This window comes from Mesorhizobium sp. 01N446, from assembly GCF_056399285.1.
On record NZ_JBFTRA010000003.1, the window covers coordinates 421,058 to 442,505 of the forward strand.

The following is a 21,448-nucleotide window of genomic DNA, read 5'->3' on the forward strand; positions in this document are numbered from 1 at the left end:
TCAACTCAAAAAGTCACAAAATATCACATCAAGTCGCAACGATGAGTTCAGGACCTTTCCGCAGAAGCGCCTCGACAAGGGCGGGTTCAGGACTGGCGTCGACGATCACCCCGGTGGCGCGTTCGAAATCCGGAATCCTGAGCGGCGTCAGCTTGCCGAACTTGCTGCTGTCGAGCACGAAATAGGCCTTGCCGGCGAGCGCGATCATGCGGCCGCGCTGCTCGGCCCCGGCGCGGGTGAAGTCCGTGACCTCGCCATCGGGCGACAGGGCGCCGCCGCCGAGAAAGGCGATGTCGACGCGAAAGCGGGCCATCGCATCGAGCGTGTCGATGCCGGAAGCCGCCTCCTCGCCCGGATCGATCTCGCCGCCCAGCATATGCACGCGCATGCCGGGGACATGGCACAGATGCAGCGCGATCTTCAGGCTGGCGGTGCAGATGGTGAGATCGCGCAGGTCCGTCATCGCCTGCGCGACGGCCATTGTGGTGGTGCCGGAATCGAGAAAGACCACCATCCCATCCCTCACCAGATCAACGGCAGCCCTGCCGATCGCCGCCTTGCCACCGGCGTTTTCCTGGCTGCGCAGGCTCATCGCCGGTTCGCTCGGCTCGAACCGGGCAGCACCGCCATGCACGATGCCGAGCCTGCCCTGGTCCGAAAGCAGCTTCAGGTCACGACGGATGGTTTCGCGCGAGACATCGAAGAACTCGGCCAGTTCGGCGACACTGACCGAACCCTGGGCGCTCAGCCGCCTGAAAATTTCATCGTGGCGACGCGGAGCAAGGGCGCGTGCCGGCAGGCGGCTGACGGGAGACATGGCGATTCCTCATGCCGAGAATTGATGTTGCAATATGTGGCAGTGAACCTACGTACAAGCAACCGGACCTAGGCTGCCGTGGCCGGCCTATCCTTGAACAGGATCGGATCAGCAGCAGCCGGCTCCGCATATCGTATACGCAAGCGCAAGAATGGCGCTTCGATGCAGGTGTAGCTGAGATAGCCGATCGGGATGGTCGCCAGAAAGCACAGCAAGGACCAGAGGCAGGCAATGTAGAGATTGCTTATGTCCATGACGTTCGTGTTGATGAACGCCGCCAACTGCATGACGAAGAACAGGTGCAGGAGGTAGATCGAATAGCTGTAAGCCCCCGCCTTCTCCAGCATCTTGAAGGGCAGGCCTGCTCGCTGCCTCGGGAAGCTGGTGTCGTAATAGGCGATCCCAAACGAATAGGCCGCCGCCTCCACCGTTGGCAGGATGATCCATATCCAATGCGGCGAGGGATAGCGCTCAAGTTGGTAAAATCCTCCCGCAGCATCCAACCACCAGAAGAACCCCGAAAAGGCCAGCAGAACGGCCAGCGCGAGCCAGTGCCGGCCCTTCGCATGGGCGCGGAGATGGAAGGCAAGGATGCCGGCGAGGAATTGATCGGCATGGCCAATAATGGTCCAGGCCGCCACCGACTGCACCTCGCCGAGCTGCACGTAAAGCGCCCACCTCAGCAGAATGGCTGCCGTGATGAACAGCAAGGGGGCGAACAGGAAGCGTGCGGACGCCATCAGCAGGAACGGCAGCAGGATGTAGAAGTGGGCTTCCACGGTTATCGACCAACCGCCGTTCGGGAGGGTCGGAAAGATCAGCCCCTTCCCGACGTCGGTGAAATACGCACCCAGGGGCTGGCCCGCCGCATATCTGCGGCCAGCCTCGATGGCTATCACGGCCAGCAGGAGCGGAAGCAGCCTCAGCGCCCGGTTGGCGAAAAAGGGCAGATAGCTGACCCGTTTCCCATCAAGAAGCTTGGCGAACAGGTAGCCGGAGAGCGTCATGAACAATGCAACGCCGGTGTACCCTTCATCCAGAAGGCTGAAGATGGGCAGAGCCGGCACGAAATCGTAAGGCACCGGCCCCTGCGGAGACTGGTGGAGGAAATGCCAGGTGAAGACCAGGAAAGCCGCAAGGCCACGAACATGGTCCAGCGCCGGATAGTGTTCTCCAGTCGAAGATCTCATGATTCAGACCAGGCGCCCGGCGTTCAACGATCATCGCCATGTCGCGCAGTCCAATGCCCGCAACGATGGCAGCAGAGCGAGGGTCCGCTTGCCGAGCCTAGTTTGTCTGCCTCTCGTTAATTTAAACTTCCATCCGATGCAGAAAATCCGGCGCGGCCAGCCGCAACCGCCAGAGACCGCGCCGCATATGCCTGGACGCAGCCGCCTTCGATCAATCGACCTCCACGGCCACCACCGCCGCGCAGTCCCCAGCCTTGACCAGGCCAGGAAAATGCCGCGCCGCCAGCATGCCCGACATTTTTGCCCGGATCTCTTGCGGGGCAATGCCGGTGCGGCCGGCGGAATGGATGCGCGCCAGCACCACGCCCTTTTCGACGGGCTCGCCGAGATCGACCATGGTTTCGATCATGCCGTCCTCCTCGGCGAAGGAAAAGCAGTCGCCTGACGGCATGTCCAGCCATTGCGTTCTGCCCTTCTCGACCGCGCCGGCAACGATGCCTGCATGACGAAGCACGTTGAGAATGCCGCGCCGTGCTATCCGCACCGTTTGCGCGCGCGAGGTGCCGCCGCCGCCAAGCTCGGTGCTGACGAAGACCTTGCCCATTTCCTCGGCCGCCGTGTCGTACATGCCAACGGAATCGATCTCGATCATGCGCATCGAGAACGGTGCGGAGAATGCCGCGACAGCATCGAAGGCTTTCTGCTCCAGCGCCTTGTCAGGCAGAGTGTGGGCTGCACAGAACGGGACGAAATCCAGCGTCTTTCCCCCGGAGTGGAAGTCGAAGACGATGTCGGCGCGAGGCAGCAATTCGCGCTGGAAATAGTCGGCGATCTTTTCCGTCACCGTGCCATCCGGCCGGCCGGGAAAGCTGCGGTTCATGTTGCCCTTGTCGATCGGCGAGGTCCGGGTACCGGCGCGGAAGGCGGGATAGTTCATCGCCGGCACGATGATCACCGTGCCGTTGACGTCCTTCGGATCGAGTGTGCGGGCAAGGTCGTAGAGCGCCAGCGGCCCTTCATATTCGTCGCCATGATTGCCGCCGGAAAGCAGCGCGGTTGGACCCTTGCCGTTGCGGATGACACAGATAGGGATCATCACCGACCCCCAGGCCGAGTCATCGCGGCTGTAAGGCAAGCGCAGGAAACCATGCTGGACGCCGTCACGATCGAAATCGACGGTCGGCGCGATCGGCGACGGGCGGAGGCTGGACATCGGGCTCAATTCTTCACCACCAGTTTGCGCGGTACATTGGCCAGGCACTCTACACCGGTTTCGGTGATCAGGATGGACTCGGTGATCTCCAGCCCCATCGTCTCCAGCCACAGGCCGGTCATGAAGTGGAAGGTCATTCCGGGCTTGAGTTCTGTGCGGTCGCCGGGGCGCAGGCTCATCGTGCGCTCGCCCCAATCCGGCGGATAGGACAGCCCGATCGAGTAGCCGGTGCGGTTGTCCTTGACGATGCCGTATTTCTTCAAGACGGCAAAGAAGGCATTGGCGATGTCCTCGCAGGCGTTGCCGGGCTTTGCAGCGGCAAGCCCCGCCTCCATGCCTTCCAGTGTCGCCTTCTCGGCATCGAGGAATTCCTGCGTCGGCTTGCCGAGAAAGACGGTGCGCGACAGCGGGCAGTGGTAGCGGTTGTAGCAGCCGGCGATCTCGAAGAAGGTGCCCTCGCCTCGCTTCATCGGCTGGTCGTCCCAGGTCAGATGCGGCGCCGAGGCATCAGCGCCGGACGGCAGCAGCGGCACGATCGCCGGATAGTCGCCGCCAATGCCGTCGACGCCGCGCGTGCCGGCATCATAGATCTCGGCGACGAGATCGCATTTGCGCATGCCGACCTCTATTCTGTCGACGATGCGCTGGTGCATGGCTTCGACGATGCGGGCGGCCTTGCGCATATAGTCGATCTCGGTCGGGCTCTTCACCGCGCGCTGCCAGTTGACCAGCGCGGTGGCATCGACGAAGCGGGCGTTGGGCAGATGCTTCTGCAGCGAGGCGAACGCAGCGGCCGAGAACCAGTAATTGTCCATCTCGACGCCGATGGTGAGCTTGCCCCAGCCGCGATCGATCAGCACGCTGGACAAGAAATCCATCGGATGGCGCTCGGTCGACTGCACGTAATGATCGGCGTAGCCGACGATGTTGTCATGCGCGAGATAGGCGGTACGCTTGGCGCCGTTGGCGTCCTGGCCGCGGCCGTACCAGACGGGCTCGCCCGATGGCGGCACGATGACCGCCTGGTGCACGTAGAAGGACCAGCCATCATAGCCGGTCAGCCACGCCATGTTGGATGGGTCGCTGACGATGAGGAGATCGACGCCCTTCACCTCCATGGCTTTCCGCGTCTTGGCGAGGCGGTCTGCGAATTCGCCGCGCGAGAATTTCAGGTTTGGTTGCATTGTTCTTGGTCCTCGTTTGTTGGGCTTGGCGGCCAGCATCAGCTTTCGAAAACAGTTCCGGCATTCGCCGCCCGGGCACGGTCGCGCGCGAGCGTGGCGATCGCGGTGTCCTGCACACCCGTACCGGTGAGGTCGGCGATGGTGATGTCGCTGGCCGAGCGCCGGCCGTGTCTGGTGCCGGCGATGATCTGGCCGAGTTCTGTCACTTCCTCCTCGGCAGCCATCACCCCGGCCGCGATGGCATGATGCAGTTCGCCCAGGCGCCGCGTCTGGCGCGCGCTGTCGGCGACATAGAGGTCGGCCATGCGCAGGATGGCGGGGGCAATCTCGTTCTTGTGTTCGGCGTCCGAGCCCATGGCGGTTATGTGCTGGCCGGCGGCGACGAAGCCTGCCTTGATCAGTGGCTCAGTCGAGGGCGTGGTGGTGACAATGATGTCGGCGCCGGCGACGGCATTCGCCGCGTCTGATACGGCGCGCGCGACAATGCCCAGTTCTTCGCGCAAGCGGGCAGCGGTGGCTTCGGCCTTGGCGGCGTCGCGCGCCCAGATGCGTGCTTCCGCGATCGGCCTGACAAGACGCAGTGCTTCCAATTGCAGACCTGCCTGCAAACCGGCGCCGAAGATCGCGGCCACGGTGGAGTCCTCGCGCGACAGATGCTTCGCCGCGACCGCGCCAGCCGCGGCGGTGCGGACATCGGTGAGGTAGCCATTGTCGAGCAGCAGCGCCTCGACCACACCGGTCCTTGCCGAAAGCAGCACCATCATGCCGCCACCGCTCGGCAGGCCGAGCTTGGGATTGTCGAAGAAGCCGGAGCTGATCTTCACGGCGAAACCGTCGATACCGGGCACATAAGCGGATTTCACGTCGACCTCGCCGTGGTGCTCGGGGATGTCGAGGCGCAGGATCGGCGGCATCGCCACCGGCAGTGTCGCCAGCGCACGGAACGCGTTCTCGGCGCAAGCGACGGCATCGAGATCGAGCTTCACGATCTTGCGTAGCTCGGCCTCGGTGAGGATCGTCATACGGCTCATGCGGCGCGCTCCCCGATTGCCTCGCCGCAGACGATGCTGCGGTGCGCATTCATGTCGATGTTGCGGCCGGAGAGCAGTACAACCACCGGCCCTTTCACCCTGACCTTGCCGGCGAGCAGTGCCGCGATGCCGACCGCGCCGGCGCCCTCGACGATCTCGCGCTCCCGCGCATAGGCGTGGCGGATGCCGGCGGCGATCTCCTCCTCGCTGAGCAGGATGACGTCGTCGAGCAGGTCGCGGCACATGGCGAAGGTCAGCCTGTTGTCGAGCCCGATGCCGCCGCCGAGCGAATCCGCCAGCGTCGGCAGTTCCTCCACGGCGACAGGCCTGCCGGCGTCGAGGCTTGCTTTCATCGCAGCGCCACGCGCCATCGAAACGCCGATGACTTTTGTCCTGGGGTTGATCCCTTTGACGGCCGCGGCCACGCCGGAGGCCAGGCCGCCGCCGGAAAGCTGCACCAGGGCGAGACCGGCATGCGGGACCTGCTCGATCATCTCCAGCCCGAGCGTGCCTTGCCCGGCGATGATGGCGGGATGGTCGAAGGGCGGCAGCATCACCAGGCCCTCATCAGCCACCAGCCGCTCGGCCTCCTGCTGGGCGTCGTCCTGGCTGTTGCCGACATTGCGAACCTCAGCGCCGAGCCGGCGGATTTCGTCCAGCTTGTTCCGGGGGACCAGCCGCGACATGCAGATCACCGCGCGCATACCTTCGAGCTTCGCCGCATGCGCCAGTGCCCGGCCGTGATTGCCGGTCGAGGCCGCGACGACCCCGCGCGCTTTTTCTTCCGCGCTGAGCGAAGCGACGGCGTTCGAGGCGCCACGCAGCTTGAAGCTACCGGTGGTCTGGCGCTGCTCGAGCTTGAGGTGAACGGGAACACCGAGACGCTCGGAAAGGCTCGGAGACAAAACGGCCGGCGTGCGCTCGACCTTGCCGGCAATGCGGTCGCGAGCTGTGCGGATATCGCCAAGGGAGACGGTTGCCATGGTCATCAATCGCGCGGCAGCGACAGTGTCATCAGACGGCCGAATTCGGGACGCGGCGTCTCATCGCCACACAGCCGCAGGCAGTTCCAGGCGCTGGCCTGGTTGCTGGTCACGACGGGGCGGCCGATTGCCTGTTCCATCCCTGTGACGGCAAGCGCTCCGCGCAGCGCCGTACAGGACACGAACAGGGCGTCGGCCTGTGGGTGGGTCGTCTGGCGCGCGAGATCGACAAGGGTTGCCGGGGGGATTCGCGCCATCTCGCGGTCGTCCTCGAAGGCGAGACAGGTGAAGCTGGCGATCTCAAAACCACGCGCGGCGAAGTAGGCCGCCATCGGCCTGGACGTTTCGACCGTGTAAGGGGTGAGGATGCTGATCCGGCGCACGCCGAAAGCGTTCAGCCCGCGCACGCCGGCCATTGGCGGCGTGACCACGGGCACGCCTGGCTTGGTGGCCTGGACCGCCGCCTCGATCTCGGCGTCGCCGATCACCACCGAGGCCGAGGTGCAGGAGTAACAGATCGCATCGAGTTTCTCGTCGGGCAGGATGAGCGCCGCGCCCGCCGTCAGCGCCGGCCGCATCTTGCGCAGGTTTTCCGGCGTCGTCGGATTGGCATAGGGAATGCGCGCGACATAGACGCCGACGCGCTCACTCGCCACCATGCGGCGAAAATCCGGTTCGCTGGTGTGATCCGTGGCCAGGATGATCAGACCGACGCGCTTGTCGAGCGGGCGGTCATCGAGCGATGGGCGCTTCGGATGCACCTTGATTTCGGGCAAGGGTTTCATCGGCTATCTCTCGATCTTGCCGTAACGGCGTTCCAGCCAGCGCAGCAGAACGACCGAACAAAGGCTGATGGCGAGGAAGAAGGCGCCGACCAGCGTGATCGGCTCGATGTAACGATAGTAGGTGTTGGCGACGCTTTTGGCCTGGTTCATCAGCTCCAGGACTGTGATCGCCGAGAGCAAGGGCGTCTCCTTGAACATGGCGATGAAATAGTTGGCCAGCGCCGGGATCATCGGCGGAATCGCCTGCGGGATGATGATGTGCGTCCAGGTCTGCCGGGCAGAGAGATTGCAAGCCTTGGCGGCCTCCCACTGGCCACGCGGCACATTGTCGATGCCGGCGCGGTAGACTTCCGCCGTGTAGGTGCCGTAGTGCAGCCCAAGTCCGATGACGCCGGCGACGAGCGGCGGAAGCAGGATGCCGATGTCGGGCAGCACATAGAAGATGAAATAGAGCTGCACCAGAAGCGGTGTGCCCCGAATGAATTCGGCCGCCCAGCCGACGGTGCGTGACATGGCCTTGTTGGGCGAGCGGCGCGCCAGTGCAATGCCAAGCCCGACAATTGCCGCCAGCACCGAGCCGAGCAGCGTCGCCAGGATGGTGATCTTCACCCCCTGGATCAGCGTCGGCAGGATCTGCCGGACAAAATCCCAATCCCACTCCATCAGGCGCGCACCCCGTCCAGGCCGCGCGCCATGCGGCGCTCCAGCGAGCGCACACCCCACGAAATGAGGAGCGCAAGGATGAAATAGATGACCAGGATGGTGGCGAACGGCACCATGGTATTGCCGGTCTGGGCACGCACCACCTGCGCCTGGAAGGTCAGGTCGGCAAGCGAGATAAGCGAGACCACCGATGTCGCCTTGAGCAGTTCGATGGCGTTGTTGCCGAAGGTCGGCAGCATCACCAGAAACGCCTGCGGCAGGATGACGTGGCGCAGGCCCTGCCAGCGGCCAAGATTGAGGGCGATGCAGGCCTCATGCTGTTCGCGGCCGATGGACTGCACGGCGCCGCGCACCACTTCGGCGGCATAGGCGCCGACATTCAGGCCCAGCGCCAGCACGCCGGCCTGCAGCGGGGTCAGTTCGAGGCCGATCAGCGGCAGCACGAAATAGGCGAAGAACAGCTGCACGAAGATCGAGGTGCCGCGGAAGAATTCGATATAGGCTGTGGCGAGCGCCCGCAGCAGAAAGAAGCGTGACAGCCGCCCCATGCCGGCCAGAAAAGCCATGATCAGGGCAAGCACCGACCCCATCAGAGTCAGCTCGATGGTGACAAGCGCTCCCTGCAATATCAGGCCTAGATAGCCGGACCACTGGGTCATGTAGATTCCAACGTTTGATCTTGGTCCCTTCTCCCCGTTTCACGGGGAGTTGAGGAGCGGTCCGCGTAGCGGGCGAAAAGCCAATTGCTTGGCTTTTCGAGCGACGAAAGCCGGCAGGCAGATGAGGGGCAGCGAGAACTTATGAAGGTATGCGCCGCCCCTCATCCGCCCCTTCGGGGCACCTTCTCCCCGTGAACGGGGAGAAGGCAAAAGTCATTTCGCCGAGCAGAGCTTGTCGCGCGTCGTCGACATCGCGGCGGCGGCCGAGAAGCCGTAGGGCTGGATGATCTTGGCGAACTCGCCCGACTTCTTCATCTTGGCGAGTTCGACGTCGAAGGCATCGCGCAGCGCTTCGTCGCCCTTCTTGAAGGCGGCGCCGTCGCAATAGACCGGGGCGCCCTGCACCGGTGCGATGACTTCGAGGTTCGGGTCATTGGCCTTCTTCATCAGATCGTTGATCGACAGGACAGGCAGCGAATAGGCGTCGATGCGGCCGTCCTGCACCATCTTCAGGCCACTCTGGCCGTCCGGCACGACGATGACGCGTTCGCGCGGCACGCCGGCGTTGAGCGCCAGCTTCTCCTCGGTGCCGCCGCCGGGCGCGCCGATGGTGGCCGACGTGTCCTTGGCGACGTCCTCGTAGCTCTTGAAACCCTTCGGATTGCCCTTCTTAACCAGCATCGCCTCGGCGTCGCAAAGCACCGGTTCAGAATAGGCGACAGCCGCGCAACGCTCGGGCTTCATGAACAGGCCGGCGGTGACGACGTCGAAGCGGCCGGCCTTCAGGCCGGGGATCATGGCGCCATATTCCGAGATCGAGGCGACGATGTCGGCGACGCCGAGCCGCTTGAAGATCTCGCGCGCCACATCGGGCGCCGCGCCCGAAACCTTGCCGTCGGCGGCGACCGCCGTGTAGGGCGGCTCATTGGCGATGGCGACACGGGCGAAGCCCTGCGACTTCAATTGCTCGAGCTTGCTGTCGTCGGCCGAGCCCGGGATCGAGGCGGCCAGAACCGCCGTCAGTGCGAGACCGGCGACGCCGGCCAGAATGCCAAGTTTCTTCATTGTTCCCAACTCCTTGTTTCTTGTCTTGGTTTGGCTTCTTGCCTTGGTTTGTCTGGGGCGATCTTCCGCCCCCGCAAAGCGGTCAGACGCGATGTCCGGCCGCGATGATCTTCTTCAGGAAGCCTTGCGTGCGCTCCTGCTTGGGATTGCGGAAAATCTCGTCGGGTTTGCCTTCCTCGACGATCTTGCCGCGATCGAAGAACAGCACCCGGTCGGCAAAGTCGTGGGCAAACCCCATCTCGTGGGTGACCAGAAGCATGGTCATGTCGGTCTCGGCGCAAAGCCGCCACAAGACGTTGAGCACCTCCTCGACCAGTTCCGGGTCGAGCGCCGACGTCACCTCGTCGAACAGCATGATCTTCGGCTGCAAAGCGAGCGCGCGGGCGATCGCCACGCGCTGCTTCTGGCCGCCGGACAGCTGCGCCGGCATCGCCTTGGCCTTGTCGGCCATGCCGACCATGTCGAGCAGTTCCATCGCCCGCTTTTCGGCGGCGGCGCGCGGCGTGCCCTTGGTCAGCATCGGCGCCAGCGTCACATTGTCGATGACGCTCTTGTGCGGAAACAGGTTGAACAGCTGAAAGACCATGCCGATTTTCTGGCGCATCCGCGCCAGATGCCGCTCGTCGGCGGGCAACAGCTGGCCGTTGCGCTCCATATGGTAGAGGTGCTCGCCCTCGATCTGGATGTGGCCGCCGTCGATGCGCTCCAACGTCATCAGGATGCGCAGGATCGTCGTCTTGCCCGAGCCGGACGGACCGATCAGCGCCAGCTTCTCGCGCGGCATGACTTGCATCGACAGGCCGTCGAGCACTTTGAACGAGCCAAAGCTCTTCGAGATGGCATCGACCTTGATGATGGGTGCGGACAAATGAATTTCCCCGTGCTGGAGAAGCCTGTGCCCTTAACGATGCGGAACGCGCCAAATCATGTCAATTGGGAAAATAATATCATGACAATATTTCCCATTCCGCACAATTGTTGAGCAATCGGGGCCAAGGAGTGCGCCGCTAGATGGCAAGCAGCAGATGCTCGGGATCGCCAAGCAAGAGCTTGGTGACAACGCCGAGGCCGGCGCGCAGTTCCCCTTCGGTGGTCGAGCCCAGCGAGATGCGCACCGCCGGATGCCAGGGCGCATCCGAAATGCGGAAGGATGTGCCGGGTGCAATGGCCACGCCCTGCAACCGGGCCTGCGCGACAAAGCCCTCCTCGGCGCGGTCGTCGGGCAGTTGCAGCCAGACATGCAGCCCGTCGCGCCGGGCGCGGTAGTCGATCCCTGCAAGCACTTGCGCCGCGATGTCCTGCCGCCGCCGAAGAGCGGTGCGCTGCCAGCGCACCAGGTCCATCGCGGTACCGTCGGTCACCCATTTGGTGGCGATCTCGGCCACCAGCGGCGTCGCCATCCAGTTGGAAACCAGGTGCCGGTTGGCGACAGCGGCGACATAGCGGTCGGGCGCGGCGAGGTAGCCGATGCGCAGGCCGGGCACGGTGATCTTAGTGAAAGAGGTGACGTAGAGCGTGCGCTCCGGCGCGAAAGCCGCGACCGGCGGCGGCCGGTCCTCGACCAGCGGCCCCAGCACATCGTTCTCGATGATGGCAATGTCGTGCTTGCGCGCAACCGCGGCGATCTGCTCTCGCCTTGCAGCATCCATAAGCGTTGCCGTCGGGTTGATCACCGACGGCTGGACGAACACCGCGCGGATGTCGGAAAGCCGGCAGGCCTCATCCAGCGCCTCCGGGATCAAGCCATTATCATCGATCGGCAGGCCTTGGAGGTTGAAGCCGAGATAGCGCGCCAGCGGCACCAGCGTGTGGTGGCCGATCGCCTCGGTGGCAACGGTGGAGCCCGGCGGCGCCACGCTCATCAGCGCCACCGTCATGCCGGCGGTGGCGCCATTGGTGAGGCTGATGTTCTGCGCGGAGGCATCGAGCCCGCACAGTTTCAGCCATTCGACGGCCACGGCGCGATGGCGCGGGAAGACCATGTTGGGCCGGAAAGACAGCGCCGAACTCGACGGCAGGTTTTCGGCCAGCCAGCCCAGAGCCTGCTTCAGTCGCTCCAGATGCATCGGCTCGCAGACCGGCTTCAGGATCGAGAGGTCGATGACCTCGCCGAGGCGCTCGGGCAGATACGGCGGTTCCGGCTCGCGCCGCTGCGTCTGGACGAAGCTGCCGCGGCCGATCTCGCCCGAAATCAGGCCGCGCCGGATCAATTCCTCATAGGCGCGGCTGACAGTCTGCACCGACAGTTTGAGATCGTCGGCCAGCCTTCGATGCGTCGGCAACCGCGCGCCATTGGCCAAACGCCCGTCATGGATGGCGCGCGCGAACTGGTCGGCCAGCGATTGATAGGCCGGCCGCCTTATGAGCGCGGGATCGGGTTGCCACAATGTCATGACTTATTAGAGATCGAAATCAGTGCAATTGACAATCGAAATAATGCGCCATCATGGTACTGTTGACGAAAAAGTGGGCCCTGATGACTGCTGCGAAACTCGACGCCATCGACCTCAAAATCCTCGACGCCATCCAGCGCGACGGGCGCATCACCAAGCTGGCGCTGGCCGAACAGGTCGGGCTGTCGCCGACGCCGTGCTGGATGCGGCTGCGCAAGCTGGAGAAGGCCGGCATCGTTTCGGGCTATCACGCAAGGATCGCCATGCGCGTCGTGGCGCCGGTTGCCACCGTGCTGATGGAGGTGACGCTGGCCAGCCACCGCCAGGCCGATTTCGACCGCTTCGAGCGCGTCATCCGCGACATTCCCGAGATCGTCGCCTGCTGGTCGGTGGGCGGCGGCGTCGATTATGTGCTCAAAGTGATGGCGCGCGACATCGATGCCTATCAGCGGCTGGTCGACAGCCTGCTCGAGCGCGAGATCGGCATCGACCGCTACTTCACCTACATCGTGACCAAGACGGTGAAGGAAGAGATCGCGCTTCCCATCTCCGAGTTGCTGCCGGCGTCGCCGTAATGCCGGAGAGATCGTCTGCCGAGACGGCACAATAGAGAGAATCTCTCTCCTTCAGGGCACCCAAACAGCCTCTCTGTCCGCGCATGGCGGATACTCTCCGGCATCAGACCAAACCGGGAGGCTTCGACCATGTCCGCGCATTTCGCCCGCTCGCATCGCCATGAGGCGCTCGACCGCCTCGCCGACCGCCGGCTGCTGCGCGAACTCGCCTATGTCGACGGCCACTGGACGGCCAGCGAGGCGGCCGAAAGTTTTGAGGTCACCGATCCGGCGACGGGAAGCACGGTCGCCTTCATTGCCGCGCTGGACGCGCGGCAAACGACAAAAGCGATCGATGCCGCCGCCCGCGCCTTCCCAACCTGGCGATCGCTGCTGCCTCAAGAGCGCTCGAAAATTCTGCGAAAATGGTTCGAGCTGATCATCGCCGCGAAAGACGACCTCGCTTTGCTGATGACGCTGGAACAGGGCAAGCCGCTGCCGGAATCGCTGGGCGAAATCGATTATGCTGCCTCCTTCGTCGAATGGTACGCGGAGGAAGCCAAACGCCTGAACGCCGAGAGCGTCACCAGCCATCTGCCCAACGCGGAAATGATGGTGCGGCGCGAGCCGCTCGGCGTCGTCGGCATCGTCACGCCGTGGAATTTTCCGTCGGCCATGTTGACCCGAAAGGCAGCCGCCGCCCTTGCCGCCGGCTGCTCCATCGTCGCGCACCCGTCCTCGGAAACGCCGCTGTCGGCGCTGGCACTGGCCGAGCTTGGCGAGCGCGCCGGCCTGCCGGCGGGCGTTTTCAACATCGTCACCGGCAAGGCCGCGACGATCGTCGGGCGCATGTGCGAGGACCCACGCGTCCGCGCGATGAGCTTTACCGGCTCGACGGAGATCGGCCGGCTGATCTCCGCGCAGAGTGCGCCGACGATGAAGCGCTTGGTCATGGAGCTTGGCGGCCACGCCCCGCTGATCGTCTTTGCCGATGCGGATCTCGACAAAGCGGTCAGCATCGCCATAGACGCCAAGTTCGCGACATCAGGCCAGGATTGCCTCGCCGCCAACCGCATCTACGTCCAGCGGCCGATCTACGAGCGCTTCTGCGCCGCCTTTGCCAAGCGCATCGAGGCATTGCGGACCGGCAACGGCCTTGACGACAAGACTGACATCGGGCCGCTGATGCATGAGCGCGCCGTCCAGAAAGTCGAGGAGCAGGTCGCCGATGCCATAGCCCAAGGCGCGCGATGCCTTGTCGGCGGCAAGCGGCACCCGACCGGGCCGCTGTTCTACCAGCCGACGCTGCTGGCCGATGTCCCTGACGAAGCACTGATCATGCGCGAAGAGACCTTTGGCCCGGTCGCTGCGGTGACGCCGTTCGACGGCGAGGACGAGGTGATCGCCCGCGCCAACGCCACCGAATATGGCCTGGTCGCCTATGTCGTGACCGAGAATGGCGCACGCCAGCAGCGCATGGGCCGCGCGCTCGACTATGGAATGATCGCCATCAACCGGGTGAGGATCACCGGCGCGCCGATCCCGTTCGGCGGCGTCAAGCAGTCCGGCATCGGCCGCGAGGGCTCGCGCCATGGGCTCGAAGCGTTCACCGATCTCAAGTATCTCTGCCTGGACGTCGCATAAGCTCGCCCCGGCCACATCTCAAGGAGTAGAAAAATGCTCGACCAGTCCAACGAACTCGCCGCCTGGGATCGCGACCACTTCTTCCATCCCTCGACGCATATGGGCACGCACGCGCGGGGTGAATCCCCGACCCGCATCATGGCCGGCGGTGAAGGCGTCACCGTCTGGGACAACAATGGCAGGAAGAGCATCGATGCCTTTGCCGGCCTCTATTGCGTCAATGTCGGCTATGGCCGCCAGAAGATCGCTGATGCCATCGCCACCCAGGCGAAGAACCTTGCCTACTATCACGCCTATGTCGGCCACGGCACCGAGGCTTCGATCACGTTGGCCAAGATGATCATCGACCGCGCGCCCAAGGGCATGTCGAGGGTCTATTTCGGCCTCTCCGGCTCGGACGCCAACGAGACCAACATCAAGCTGATCTGGTACTACAACAATGTGCTGGGCCGGCCGGAGAAGAAGAAGATCATCTCGCGCTGGCGCGGCTACCACGGCTCGGGCGTGATGACCGGATCGCTGACCGGGCTCGACCTCTTCCACAACGCCTTCGACCTGCCGCGCGAGCCGATTCTGCATACCGAGGCGCCCTACTATTTCCGCCGCGCAGACCGCTCAATGAGCGAGGAGCAGTTCTCGCAACACTGCGTCGAGAAGCTTGAGGAGATGATCCTGGCCGAAGGCCCCGAAACCGTCGCCGCCTTCATCGGCGAGCCGATCCTCGGCACGGGCGGCATCGTGCCGCCGCCCGCCGGCTATTGGGAGAAGATCCAGGCGGTGCTGAACAAGTATGACGTGCTGCTGGTCGCCGACGAGGTGGTGACGGGCTTTGGCCGGCTGGGCACCATGTTCGGCTCCGACCATTACGGCATCAAGCCGGACCTGATCACCATCGCCAAGGGCCTTACCTCGGCCTATGCGCCGCTGTCGGGTGTCATCGTCGCCGACAAGGTCTGGCAGGTGCTGGTGCAGGGATCCGACAAGCTCGGCTCGCTCGGCCATGGCTGGACCTATTCGGCGCATCCGATCTGCGTTGCCGCCGGTGTCGCCAATCTCGAACTGATCGACGAGATGGATCTGGTGACCAATGCCAGGGAGACCGGCGCCTATTTCCGCGCGGAGCTCGCCAAGGCCGTCGGCGGCCACAAGAATGTCGGCGACGTGCGTGGCGACGGCATGCTGGCGGCGGTCGAGTTCGTCGTCGACAAGGACGACCGGGTGTTCTTCGACGCCTCGCAGAAGATCGGGCCGCAAGTGGCGACGGCGCTGGCCGCCAGCGGCGTCATCGGCCGCGCCATGCCGCAAGGCGACATTCTGGGATTCGCGCCGCCGCTCTGCCTGACGCGCGAGGAAGCCGACATCGTCGTTTCGAGGACGGCGGATGCGGTGAAAAGCGTGTTCGCCAATCTCTGAGATCGACGATGAATGCCATGACCAGAACCGTCCCCGCCACCATGGCCGCCGTGCTGCTTACCGGGCACGGCGGACCGGAAAAGCTCGTCTACCGCACCGATGTGAAAGTGCCTTCGCCCGCACCTGGTGAAGTGCTGGTCAAGGTCAGCGCTTGCGGCATGAACAACACCGATGTCTGGGTGCGCCAGGGCGCCTATGGCACGGAAGAGGATGCGGCCGCCGTGTCGACCTGGCGGCGGCAGGGAAACACGCTTGTTTTCCCACGCATCCAGGGCACCGACACGGTTGGCCACATCGTTGCCGTCGGTGACGGCGTTTCGCCGGACCGAATCAGCGAACGGGTGATGGTCGATTTCTCCATCTACAACCGAGACGACGATTCACTCGCCGACATCGACTATATGGGCCATGGCCGCGACGGCGGGTATGCCGAGTACCAGACCGTGCCGGCTGAGAATGCGCATGTCGTCGACACGGATATGAGCGACGTCGAGCTCGCCACCTTCTGCTGCGCCTATCTGACCGGCGAACAGATGCTGGAACGCGCTGGCCTGAAGGCTGGCGAGCGCGTGCTGGTCACGGGCGCCTCGGGCGGCGTCGGCTCCGGCATCGTGCAACTGGCGCGGGCGCGCGACGCCATTCCCTATGCCGTGGTCGGCAAGGGCAAGGAACAGGCGGTGCTCGACATCGGCGCCGAGGCCGTCATCACCCGTGGCGTCGCCGACCTGCCGCAGGCAGTGGCCGAGGCGACCAACGGCCGGCCGATCGACGTGGTGGCCGACCTTGTCGGCGGCGCGATCTTCAACGACCTGCTGCGGATTCTCAGGCCCGAAGGCCGCTACACCACTGCCGGCGCGATCGCCGGCCCGGTCGTCCAGCTCGATCTCAGGACCATGTATCTGAAGCAATTGCAGTTGCATGGCTCGAGCCAGGGCACGCGCGCGGATTTCCGCCGCATCGTCGGCTACATCGAGGCGAAAAAGATCCGGCCGCTGGTCGGCGGCGTCTACAGGCTCTCCGATTTTCATCGCGCGCAGGCGGACTTCGTCGCCAAGGATTTTGTCGGCAAGCTGGTTGTGGTGCCCGACGCCATCGCCGAGCGGCCGGCATAGTTTCCTGACCCTCGCTCTGGCCGCCGTCTCCCCTCTGCCCCAATGGGAATGGCTTGCAGTCGCGTCTGCGAGCCGTCACAAACGGCGACGCCCGTTGTAATGCTGGTCCGGGCATCTGGTCACAGGATACAGGCGAGACATGACAGCCCGGATAGTATTGCTCGATGCCAAGCCGCTCGGCGTGGCTGACGTCGCCGAGATCGCACGGCGCAATGCCCGGCTGATGCTGGGCGAGGAGGCAATGCGCCGCATCCGGGCAAGCCGCGCCCTGATCGAGCATCTCACCGCACTTGGCAGACCGATGTACGGCGTCACCACGGGCCTCGGCGCCTGTGTCGACACGCCGCTCGCGCAGGCCGACCTGATCGCCTTCCAGCACAGCGTACCGCTAAGCCACAGCATGGGCATCGGACCGGCGCTGCCGACCGAGGCGGTGCGGGCGATGATGATCGCGCGCATCTCGGGCATGGCCGCCGGCGGCACCGGCACCTCTGGGCGCGTGGTCATGGGCCTCGTCGCGGCGCTCAACGCCGGCGTCCATCCGGTGATCCCGACCTGGGGCTCGATCGGCGCGGCCGACCTTGCCCATCTCGGCCATATGGCGCGGTCGCTGCGCGGCGATGGCGAAGCGGAGTTCCAGGGCAGGATCATGCCCTCCGCCGAAGCGCTTGCTCTCGCCGGGCTCGAGCCGCTCGACCTGCGCGAAAAGGACGGCCATGCCATCATCGTCGCCAACAGCCTGTCGACCGGAACGGCATGCCTGTGCCTCGAGGACGTCGCCCATCTCATCGACTGGGCGCTGGCTGCCGTGGCGCTCAACTACGAGGCGTTTCGCTCTTCCCTCTCCGCAATCGACGAGGATGCGCTGGCTGCGCGGCCGGCCTTCGGCCAGCGCGAGATCGGAGCCCGGCTGCGCGCCGAGTTGGCGGGCAGCGGTCTGTGGCAGGACAAGGCGGCGCGTCGTCTGCAGGATCCGCTCAGCTATCGCTGCGTGCCGCAGGTCTGGGGCGGCCTGCTCAATGCGTTCGAACAGGCGCGGCTGGCGACAGAGATCGAACTGACCCATTCCGGCGACAATCCCGTCATCCTGGCGGAAGGCGAACGGGTGATTTCCAACGGCAATTTCGACCTGACGGCAATGACGCTGGCCTGGGAGCAGCTCGGCCAGGCGCTGGCGCATTGCGCGGTCGGAACGGCCAACCGCTGCATGAAGCTGATGTCGCCGATAACAGCGGAACTGCCGCGTTTCCTGTCGGCGAGAGGCGGCAGCCGCCAAGGCTATGCGGAACTGCAGAAACCATTGTCGGCGCTGGAAGCCGAGATCCGGCACCTGGCCAATCCGATGTCGCTCAGCCCGCTCGCCGTTTCAGACGGTATCGAGGACCAGTCGTCGATGGCGCCACGCGTGGTGGCCAAGACCGCCGAGATCATCGAGCGCATGCGCTATCTCGTGGCGATGGAGCTGATCTTCGCCGCCACCGGCGTGGAGTTGCGCGGCGTCGTCGACAGCATGGGCGAAGGGCCGCAGCGCACCTTCGCCGCCGTGCGCGCGCTGGTCAGCCCGCTCGACGACGACCGCGAGATGAGCACCGACATGACGCGGATGGCGCGAATCGTGGCCGGCCCCCGGTGCTGAGCCAGCGCCCCCTCCGCCTGCTCCAGCGCCAGGTCGAGCCTATTGGTAAGGACCTCTGAGGTTCAGGCCCTCCGCCAGAAGGCAGAAGCGGTCGCTCAGCCGGACGAGTTCTTGGCCCTGTTCGGCTACGACCTTGCCGCGTTCTGCTGGCGGCGTGTCCGCCAAAGCCTTCCACAACCGGCTTTGCCGATCGCAGAGATCCGCCAGTTCGGAGCATTCGCTGGCGGTCAATTTAAGAAGGTGATCCGCCGTCACCGGCCCGATGCCTGGGGGCGTCGTCGCCCCCAGGGAAAGATAATCCGCAGGCACGGTGCCCTTGGCATTGCTCACCGATTTGCGGCAGATGACGTCGAACAGCTGGTCGACTGCCTGTTTGGCGCCGGCGACACGTGAGGGATGGTCCGTATCGGCAGCGGCGTGCGGCAGAAGTTCGAGTTTGTCGCCATGCTTTTCGACGAGGTCCAGATAGGGCAGCATCGGGCCTGAAAGAGCGCCGGTCGAGACATTCCTGAACAGATCGGCGTCGATAGCAGCGTGGCGCACCTGCCCGGCATCGAGGGCGTCGCCGAGCGCCGCAACGTCGACAAGCTCGCCGCGATCGTAGTTGACCAGCACCGCGCCCTTGTTCATGCGAGACAGGACATCCTTGCCGATGAGCCCGGCATTGGCGTAGCGGCCGGTCTGCGCATCCTGCTTGCCCAGGCCGACATGGACGCTGAGCACATCGGCGCCTTCTGCCGCATCGATAAGGTCTGGCGCGAAGGCAAAGCCCTCCGCTTCGATCCAGTCGCGGTGCCGTGGCCTTGCATGGATCACCACGCGCATGCCGAAGGCACGGGCGAGCTTGGCCACCTCCCTGCCGATATTGCCGTAGCCGATGATCGCGATGGTCTTGCCTTCGAGTTTCTCGGTCGGGAAATCACGCAATTCCCTGCCGGTGTCGAAAGCGCCGCGCGCCACCCGGTCGTGAAGCAAGCCGACCGGGAGATCCGGCAGCACTTTCAGGATCGCCTTCATCACCATCTGCGCCGTCGCGCGGCTGTTGATGCCCGGCGTGTTCATCAGCACGGCGGTGCCGCCCTCGCCGCTGCCGCCGCCCCAGGAACGAGAACCCATATTGCCGGTGCCGGCGCCGATCCGCACACCGGCCAGCGCAAAGACCGTCTCGGCGGGCAGGAAGGTCGCGGCCGCGATGACGGCGTCATAGCGCCCGTCGCCAGCGGCTTGGATCAGCTCGCCGCTTGTGCTGAGATCCGGCTGGTAGAAGAAATGCACCCGGCCACGTTCGAGGCCTGTTTTGTCGCCAAGTGCGGACAGGTGGAAGCGGCCGCCCTTGGCCTCGATATGCGCGCGCACCTCGCTCGGGTCAGGTTTGCCGTCGGGTCCGAAGCGCAGGCCGACCAGATCGCAGATCAGCACGGCGTAGGCGCTTTGCGGGTCGATCGGCTCCAAGGCCTGTGCGCTGGTGTTTGCGGTCACGTCGTTTCCCCCATGCAAGGCCTGCTGCGACACCAAGGAGGTGTCCTGAACAATCAGAACCTATCCGCCCGGAAGGGCGTCAGCTCGATCACAGGCGGCAAACCGGCGGCAAGTTGCGACACGATCTTGCCGGTGACGGCGTCGCCAATGAGGCCCTGATGGCCATGGCTGAAAGCATAGATGATGTTTTGGCCCGTGACGCCGGACAGTCCGATCTAGAGGCTGGGTCCCAGCTTGATCAGGCTGCCGTCGCTGAAGCGGGATTGACGGAACCTGCGAAGATCATGTCCGATCTCGTTTCCCTGGACGAGGTCGGACACGACGCGGCCCATGCCGGGCCCGATGCCGAAGCCGTGACCACTCATCCCGGTGGCGATAACGAGACCCGGAATTTCGGCGGCCCGATCAACGACCGGCACGACATCCGGCATGGCATCGATCATGCCCGCCCAGCTTGCCTTGATCGGCACCGTCTTGAACTGCGGGAACAGTGCGGTGAATTCGCGGTCGATATCGCGCAGCGCCGAGGCTTTGGGGGCGGGATTGAGGATGCGCATCCGTTCGAACGGGCTCTCCTCGTCCGCGTGCCATTTGCGTGGCGTTGACCAGCCGTCCGGAAACCCTCGCGGTGCCGCTGGCAGATAGTGGGTGCCAAAAGGATTGGCCATCAGAGCGGGAACATATTTGCGCGCGTGGCGAAAAGCGTCAGGCCCGATATACAGCTGATTGGAGCCTCCGGATGCCAGCGTGTAGCCGCCATCCTGCCTGCGCCGGAACGCAATATGGTCGTCCGCGACGGCACCCGCATGGATATCGGGCATGGGTCCGGTCGCGGCGACGGTCGCCCTGACGCTGAGCTGCGGAATGGAAACGCCGTGCGCGCGCAGGAACAGCGACGTCCAGGCACCACTTGCCACGACAGCGTTCGAGGTGGCGATACGGCCCTGCTCGGTCCAGACCCCGCTGATGCGTCCGGCCGATATGTCGAGCATGCGCGCCGCACAATTCTCGATGATGGTGACGCCCTCACGGGCGGCCAGGCGGGCAAGTGCCGGCACCGCGACCCAGGGCTCGGCGCGCATGTCCGATGGGGTGGTCATTGCGCCCTTGAAAGAGCGCGACATGGCCGGGATAAACTTGGCTGTCTCTGCCTGGTCGAGCAGACGCGTGTTGACGCCGTGGCTCTTGGCTACTTCCAAGAACTTGGCGAAGCCGGCCATCTCCTTGTCCGTTCGCGCAAGATAGGTAACGCCGGCCTGCTTCAGTCCGATGTCCTCGCCGCACTCCTCGGCCAGTTGCCGCCAGAGGCGTTGCGCTTCGATGACAACCGGCAGTTCATCGGCATCGCGACCCTGCTGCCGGATCCACCCCCAGTTCCGCGACGACTGCTCGCCGGCGATGCGGCCCTTCTCCAGCAATGTCACCGAAATGTTGCGCCGCGCCAGGAACAGGGCCGTGGTGACGCCGATGACGCCGCCGCCGATGACCACAACCTCGCAAGCCTTCGGCAGCGGCGCCTGAAACTGGATCGGCATGGCCTCGGTGAAGGGAAAACTTGTCAAGGAAGACTGACCTCTTGCTAAAGCCGCGCCAGCCCGCGCTGCCTGACCGGCGCTTGCGTGGACTG

At 64.6% G+C, this 21,448-nt stretch carries 19 protein-coding genes; 5 read left to right on the forward strand and 14 right to left on the reverse strand.

Features of this window, described 5'->3' with window-relative positions:
- Nucleotides 1–28 precede the first annotated feature (28 nt).
- The 12 genes from AC1DPX_RS16260 to ehuR all read right to left on the reverse strand — a co-directional run bounded on the left by AC1DPX_RS16260 (nt 29) and on the right by ehuR (nt 11,983).
- Complete coding sequence (locus AC1DPX_RS16260) at nt 29–817, reverse strand: DeoR/GlpR family DNA-binding transcription regulator (RefSeq protein ID WP_477238056.1); 789 nt, start codon at nt 815–817, stop codon at nt 29–31.
- A 68-nt stretch (nt 818–885) separates the two neighbouring features.
- Nucleotides 886–2,007 (reverse strand): acyltransferase family protein, encoded by a 1,122-nt coding sequence (locus tag AC1DPX_RS16265; RefSeq protein ID WP_477238058.1) that lies wholly within the window; start codon nt 2,005–2,007, stop codon nt 886–888.
- A 211-nt stretch (nt 2,008–2,218) separates the two neighbouring features.
- A complete protein-coding gene (gene doeB / locus AC1DPX_RS16270; RefSeq protein WP_477238060.1) occupies nt 2,219–3,220 on the reverse strand; it encodes a N(2)-acetyl-L-2,4-diaminobutanoate deacetylase DoeB in 1,002 nt (333 codons plus the stop codon).
- A gap of 5 nt (nt 3,221–3,225) precedes the next feature.
- Nucleotides 3,226–4,404 carry an ectoine hydrolase DoeA gene (gene doeA, locus AC1DPX_RS16275; protein ID WP_477238062.1) on the reverse strand — a complete coding sequence of 393 codons (1,179 nt, stop codon included), beginning with the start codon at nt 4,402–4,404 and terminating at the stop codon, nt 3,226–3,228.
- Between the two features lie 38 nt (nt 4,405–4,442).
- Entirely contained in the window at nt 4,443–5,435 is a 993-nt protein-coding gene (locus AC1DPX_RS16280; protein WP_477238064.1) for a cyclodeaminase, read from the reverse strand.
- Nucleotides 5,432–6,418, reverse strand: coding sequence for a hydroxyectoine utilization dehydratase EutB (gene eutB / locus AC1DPX_RS16285; protein WP_477238066.1), 987 nt, complete (start codon nt 6,416–6,418; stop codon nt 5,432–5,434). Before eutB ends, AC1DPX_RS16280 begins: the two co-directional genes overlap by 4 nt.
- Before the next feature lie 5 nt (nt 6,419–6,423).
- The gene (eutA, locus tag AC1DPX_RS16290; protein WP_477238068.1) at nt 6,424–7,203 is read right to left on the reverse strand and encodes an ectoine utilization protein EutA; all 780 of its coding nucleotides are present in this window, start codon (nt 7,201–7,203) and stop codon (nt 6,424–6,426) included.
- A 3-nt stretch (nt 7,204–7,206) separates the two neighbouring features.
- Nucleotides 7,207–7,866: an ectoine/hydroxyectoine ABC transporter permease subunit EhuD gene (gene ehuD / locus AC1DPX_RS16295; protein WP_477238070.1), complete on the reverse strand. Its 660-nt coding sequence runs from the start codon at nt 7,864–7,866 to the stop codon at nt 7,207–7,209.
- Nucleotides 7,866–8,525 (reverse strand): ectoine/hydroxyectoine ABC transporter permease subunit EhuC, encoded by a 660-nt coding sequence (ehuC, locus tag AC1DPX_RS16300; RefSeq protein ID WP_477238072.1) that lies wholly within the window; start codon nt 8,523–8,525, stop codon nt 7,866–7,868. Before ehuC ends, ehuD begins: the two co-directional genes overlap by 1 nt.
- Before the next feature lie 213 nt (nt 8,526–8,738).
- On the reverse strand, nt 8,739–9,590 hold the full coding sequence (gene ehuB, locus AC1DPX_RS16305; protein WP_477238074.1) for an ectoine/hydroxyectoine ABC transporter substrate-binding protein EhuB: 852 nt from the start codon (nt 9,588–9,590) through the stop codon (nt 8,739–8,741).
- Between the two features lie 82 nt (nt 9,591–9,672).
- Entirely contained in the window at nt 9,673–10,458 is a 786-nt protein-coding gene (ehuA, locus tag AC1DPX_RS16310; protein ID WP_274609310.1) for an ectoine/hydroxyectoine ABC transporter ATP-binding protein EhuA, read from the reverse strand.
- 139 nt (nt 10,459–10,597) lie between these two features.
- On the reverse strand, nt 10,598–11,983 hold the full coding sequence (gene ehuR, locus AC1DPX_RS16315) for a MocR-like ectoine utilization transcription factor EhuR (protein WP_477238076.1): 1,386 nt from the start codon (nt 11,981–11,983) through the stop codon (nt 10,598–10,600).
- An 83-nt stretch (nt 11,984–12,066) separates the two neighbouring features.
- On the opposite strand from ehuR, the gene AC1DPX_RS16320 reads away from it, so the two are divergent.
- From AC1DPX_RS16320 to AC1DPX_RS16340, 5 genes are all read left to right on the forward strand, one after another.
- The gene (locus tag AC1DPX_RS16320; protein WP_202355591.1) at nt 12,067–12,558 is read left to right on the forward strand and encodes an Lrp/AsnC family transcriptional regulator; all 492 of its coding nucleotides are present in this window, start codon (nt 12,067–12,069) and stop codon (nt 12,556–12,558) included.
- 129 nt (nt 12,559–12,687) lie between these two features.
- Nucleotides 12,688–14,181, forward strand: coding sequence for an NAD-dependent succinate-semialdehyde dehydrogenase (locus tag AC1DPX_RS16325; RefSeq protein ID WP_477238078.1), 1,494 nt, complete (start codon nt 12,688–12,690; stop codon nt 14,179–14,181).
- A 33-nt stretch (nt 14,182–14,214) separates the two neighbouring features.
- Nucleotides 14,215–15,594 carry an aminotransferase gene (locus AC1DPX_RS16330; protein ID WP_477238080.1) on the forward strand — a complete coding sequence of 460 codons (1,380 nt, stop codon included), beginning with the start codon at nt 14,215–14,217 and terminating at the stop codon, nt 15,592–15,594.
- A gap of 8 nt (nt 15,595–15,602) precedes the next feature.
- Entirely contained in the window at nt 15,603–16,706 is a 1,104-nt protein-coding gene (locus AC1DPX_RS16335; protein WP_477238082.1) for an alcohol dehydrogenase family protein, read from the forward strand.
- A gap of 139 nt (nt 16,707–16,845) precedes the next feature.
- Complete coding sequence (locus tag AC1DPX_RS16340) at nt 16,846–18,342, forward strand: HAL/PAL/TAL family ammonia-lyase (protein ID WP_477238084.1); 1,497 nt, start codon at nt 16,846–16,848, stop codon at nt 18,340–18,342.
- A gap of 39 nt (nt 18,343–18,381) precedes the next feature.
- Here the strand turns inward: AC1DPX_RS16340 and AC1DPX_RS16345 are convergent, their stop codons facing one another.
- Together AC1DPX_RS16345 and AC1DPX_RS16350 are read right to left on the reverse strand one after the other, a co-directional pair.
- Nucleotides 18,382–19,821 (reverse strand): NAD(P)-dependent oxidoreductase, encoded by a 1,440-nt coding sequence (locus AC1DPX_RS16345; RefSeq protein ID WP_477238086.1) that lies wholly within the window; start codon nt 19,819–19,821, stop codon nt 18,382–18,384.
- 215 nt (nt 19,822–20,036) lie between these two features.
- The gene (locus AC1DPX_RS16350) at nt 20,037–21,383 is read right to left on the reverse strand and encodes an NAD(P)/FAD-dependent oxidoreductase (protein WP_477238087.1); all 1,347 of its coding nucleotides are present in this window, start codon (nt 21,381–21,383) and stop codon (nt 20,037–20,039) included.
- Between the last annotated feature and the right edge of the window lie 65 nt (nt 21,384–21,448).

Bases quoted from the DNA above. Each gene is read 5' to 3' on its own strand.
- doeB (WP_477238060.1), bottom strand. From the start codon at position 3,220: ATGTCCAGCCTCCGCCCGTCGCCGATCGCGCCGACCGTCGATTTCGAT.
- eutB (WP_477238066.1), bottom strand. From the start codon at position 6,418: ATGGCAACCGTCTCCCTTGGCGATATCCGCACAGCTCGCGACCGCATT.
- AC1DPX_RS16260 (WP_477238056.1), bottom strand. From the start codon at position 817: ATGTCTCCCGTCAGCCGCCTGCCGGCACGCGCCCTTGCTCCGCGTCGC.
- AC1DPX_RS16280 (WP_477238064.1), bottom strand. From the start codon at position 5,435: ATGAGCCGTATGACGATCCTCACCGAGGCCGAGCTACGCAAGATCGTG.
- AC1DPX_RS16320 (WP_202355591.1), top strand. From the start codon at position 12,067: ATGACTGCTGCGAAACTCGACGCCATCGACCTCAAAATCCTCGACGCC.
- ehuB (WP_477238074.1), bottom strand. From the start codon at position 9,590: ATGAAGAAACTTGGCATTCTGGCCGGCGTCGCCGGTCTCGCACTGACG.
- AC1DPX_RS16340 (WP_477238084.1), top strand. From the start codon at position 16,846: ATGACAGCCCGGATAGTATTGCTCGATGCCAAGCCGCTCGGCGTGGCT.
- AC1DPX_RS16330 (WP_477238080.1), top strand. From the start codon at position 14,215: ATGCTCGACCAGTCCAACGAACTCGCCGCCTGGGATCGCGACCACTTC.
- ehuR (WP_477238076.1), bottom strand. From the start codon at position 11,983: ATGACATTGTGGCAACCCGATCCCGCGCTCATAAGGCGGCCGGCCTAT.
- eutA (WP_477238068.1), bottom strand. From the start codon at position 7,203: ATGAAACCCTTGCCCGAAATCAAGGTGCATCCGAAGCGCCCATCGCTC.
- AC1DPX_RS16335 (WP_477238082.1), top strand. From the start codon at position 15,603: ATGAATGCCATGACCAGAACCGTCCCCGCCACCATGGCCGCCGTGCTG.
- AC1DPX_RS16265 (WP_477238058.1), bottom strand. From the start codon at position 2,007: ATGAGATCTTCGACTGGAGAACACTATCCGGCGCTGGACCATGTTCGT.
- ehuD (WP_477238070.1), bottom strand. From the start codon at position 7,866: ATGGAGTGGGATTGGGATTTTGTCCGGCAGATCCTGCCGACGCTGATC.
- ehuC (WP_477238072.1), bottom strand. From the start codon at position 8,525: ATGACCCAGTGGTCCGGCTATCTAGGCCTGATATTGCAGGGAGCGCTT.
- AC1DPX_RS16325 (WP_477238078.1), top strand. From the start codon at position 12,688: ATGTCCGCGCATTTCGCCCGCTCGCATCGCCATGAGGCGCTCGACCGC.
- doeA (WP_477238062.1), bottom strand. From the start codon at position 4,404: ATGCAACCAAACCTGAAATTCTCGCGCGGCGAATTCGCAGACCGCCTC.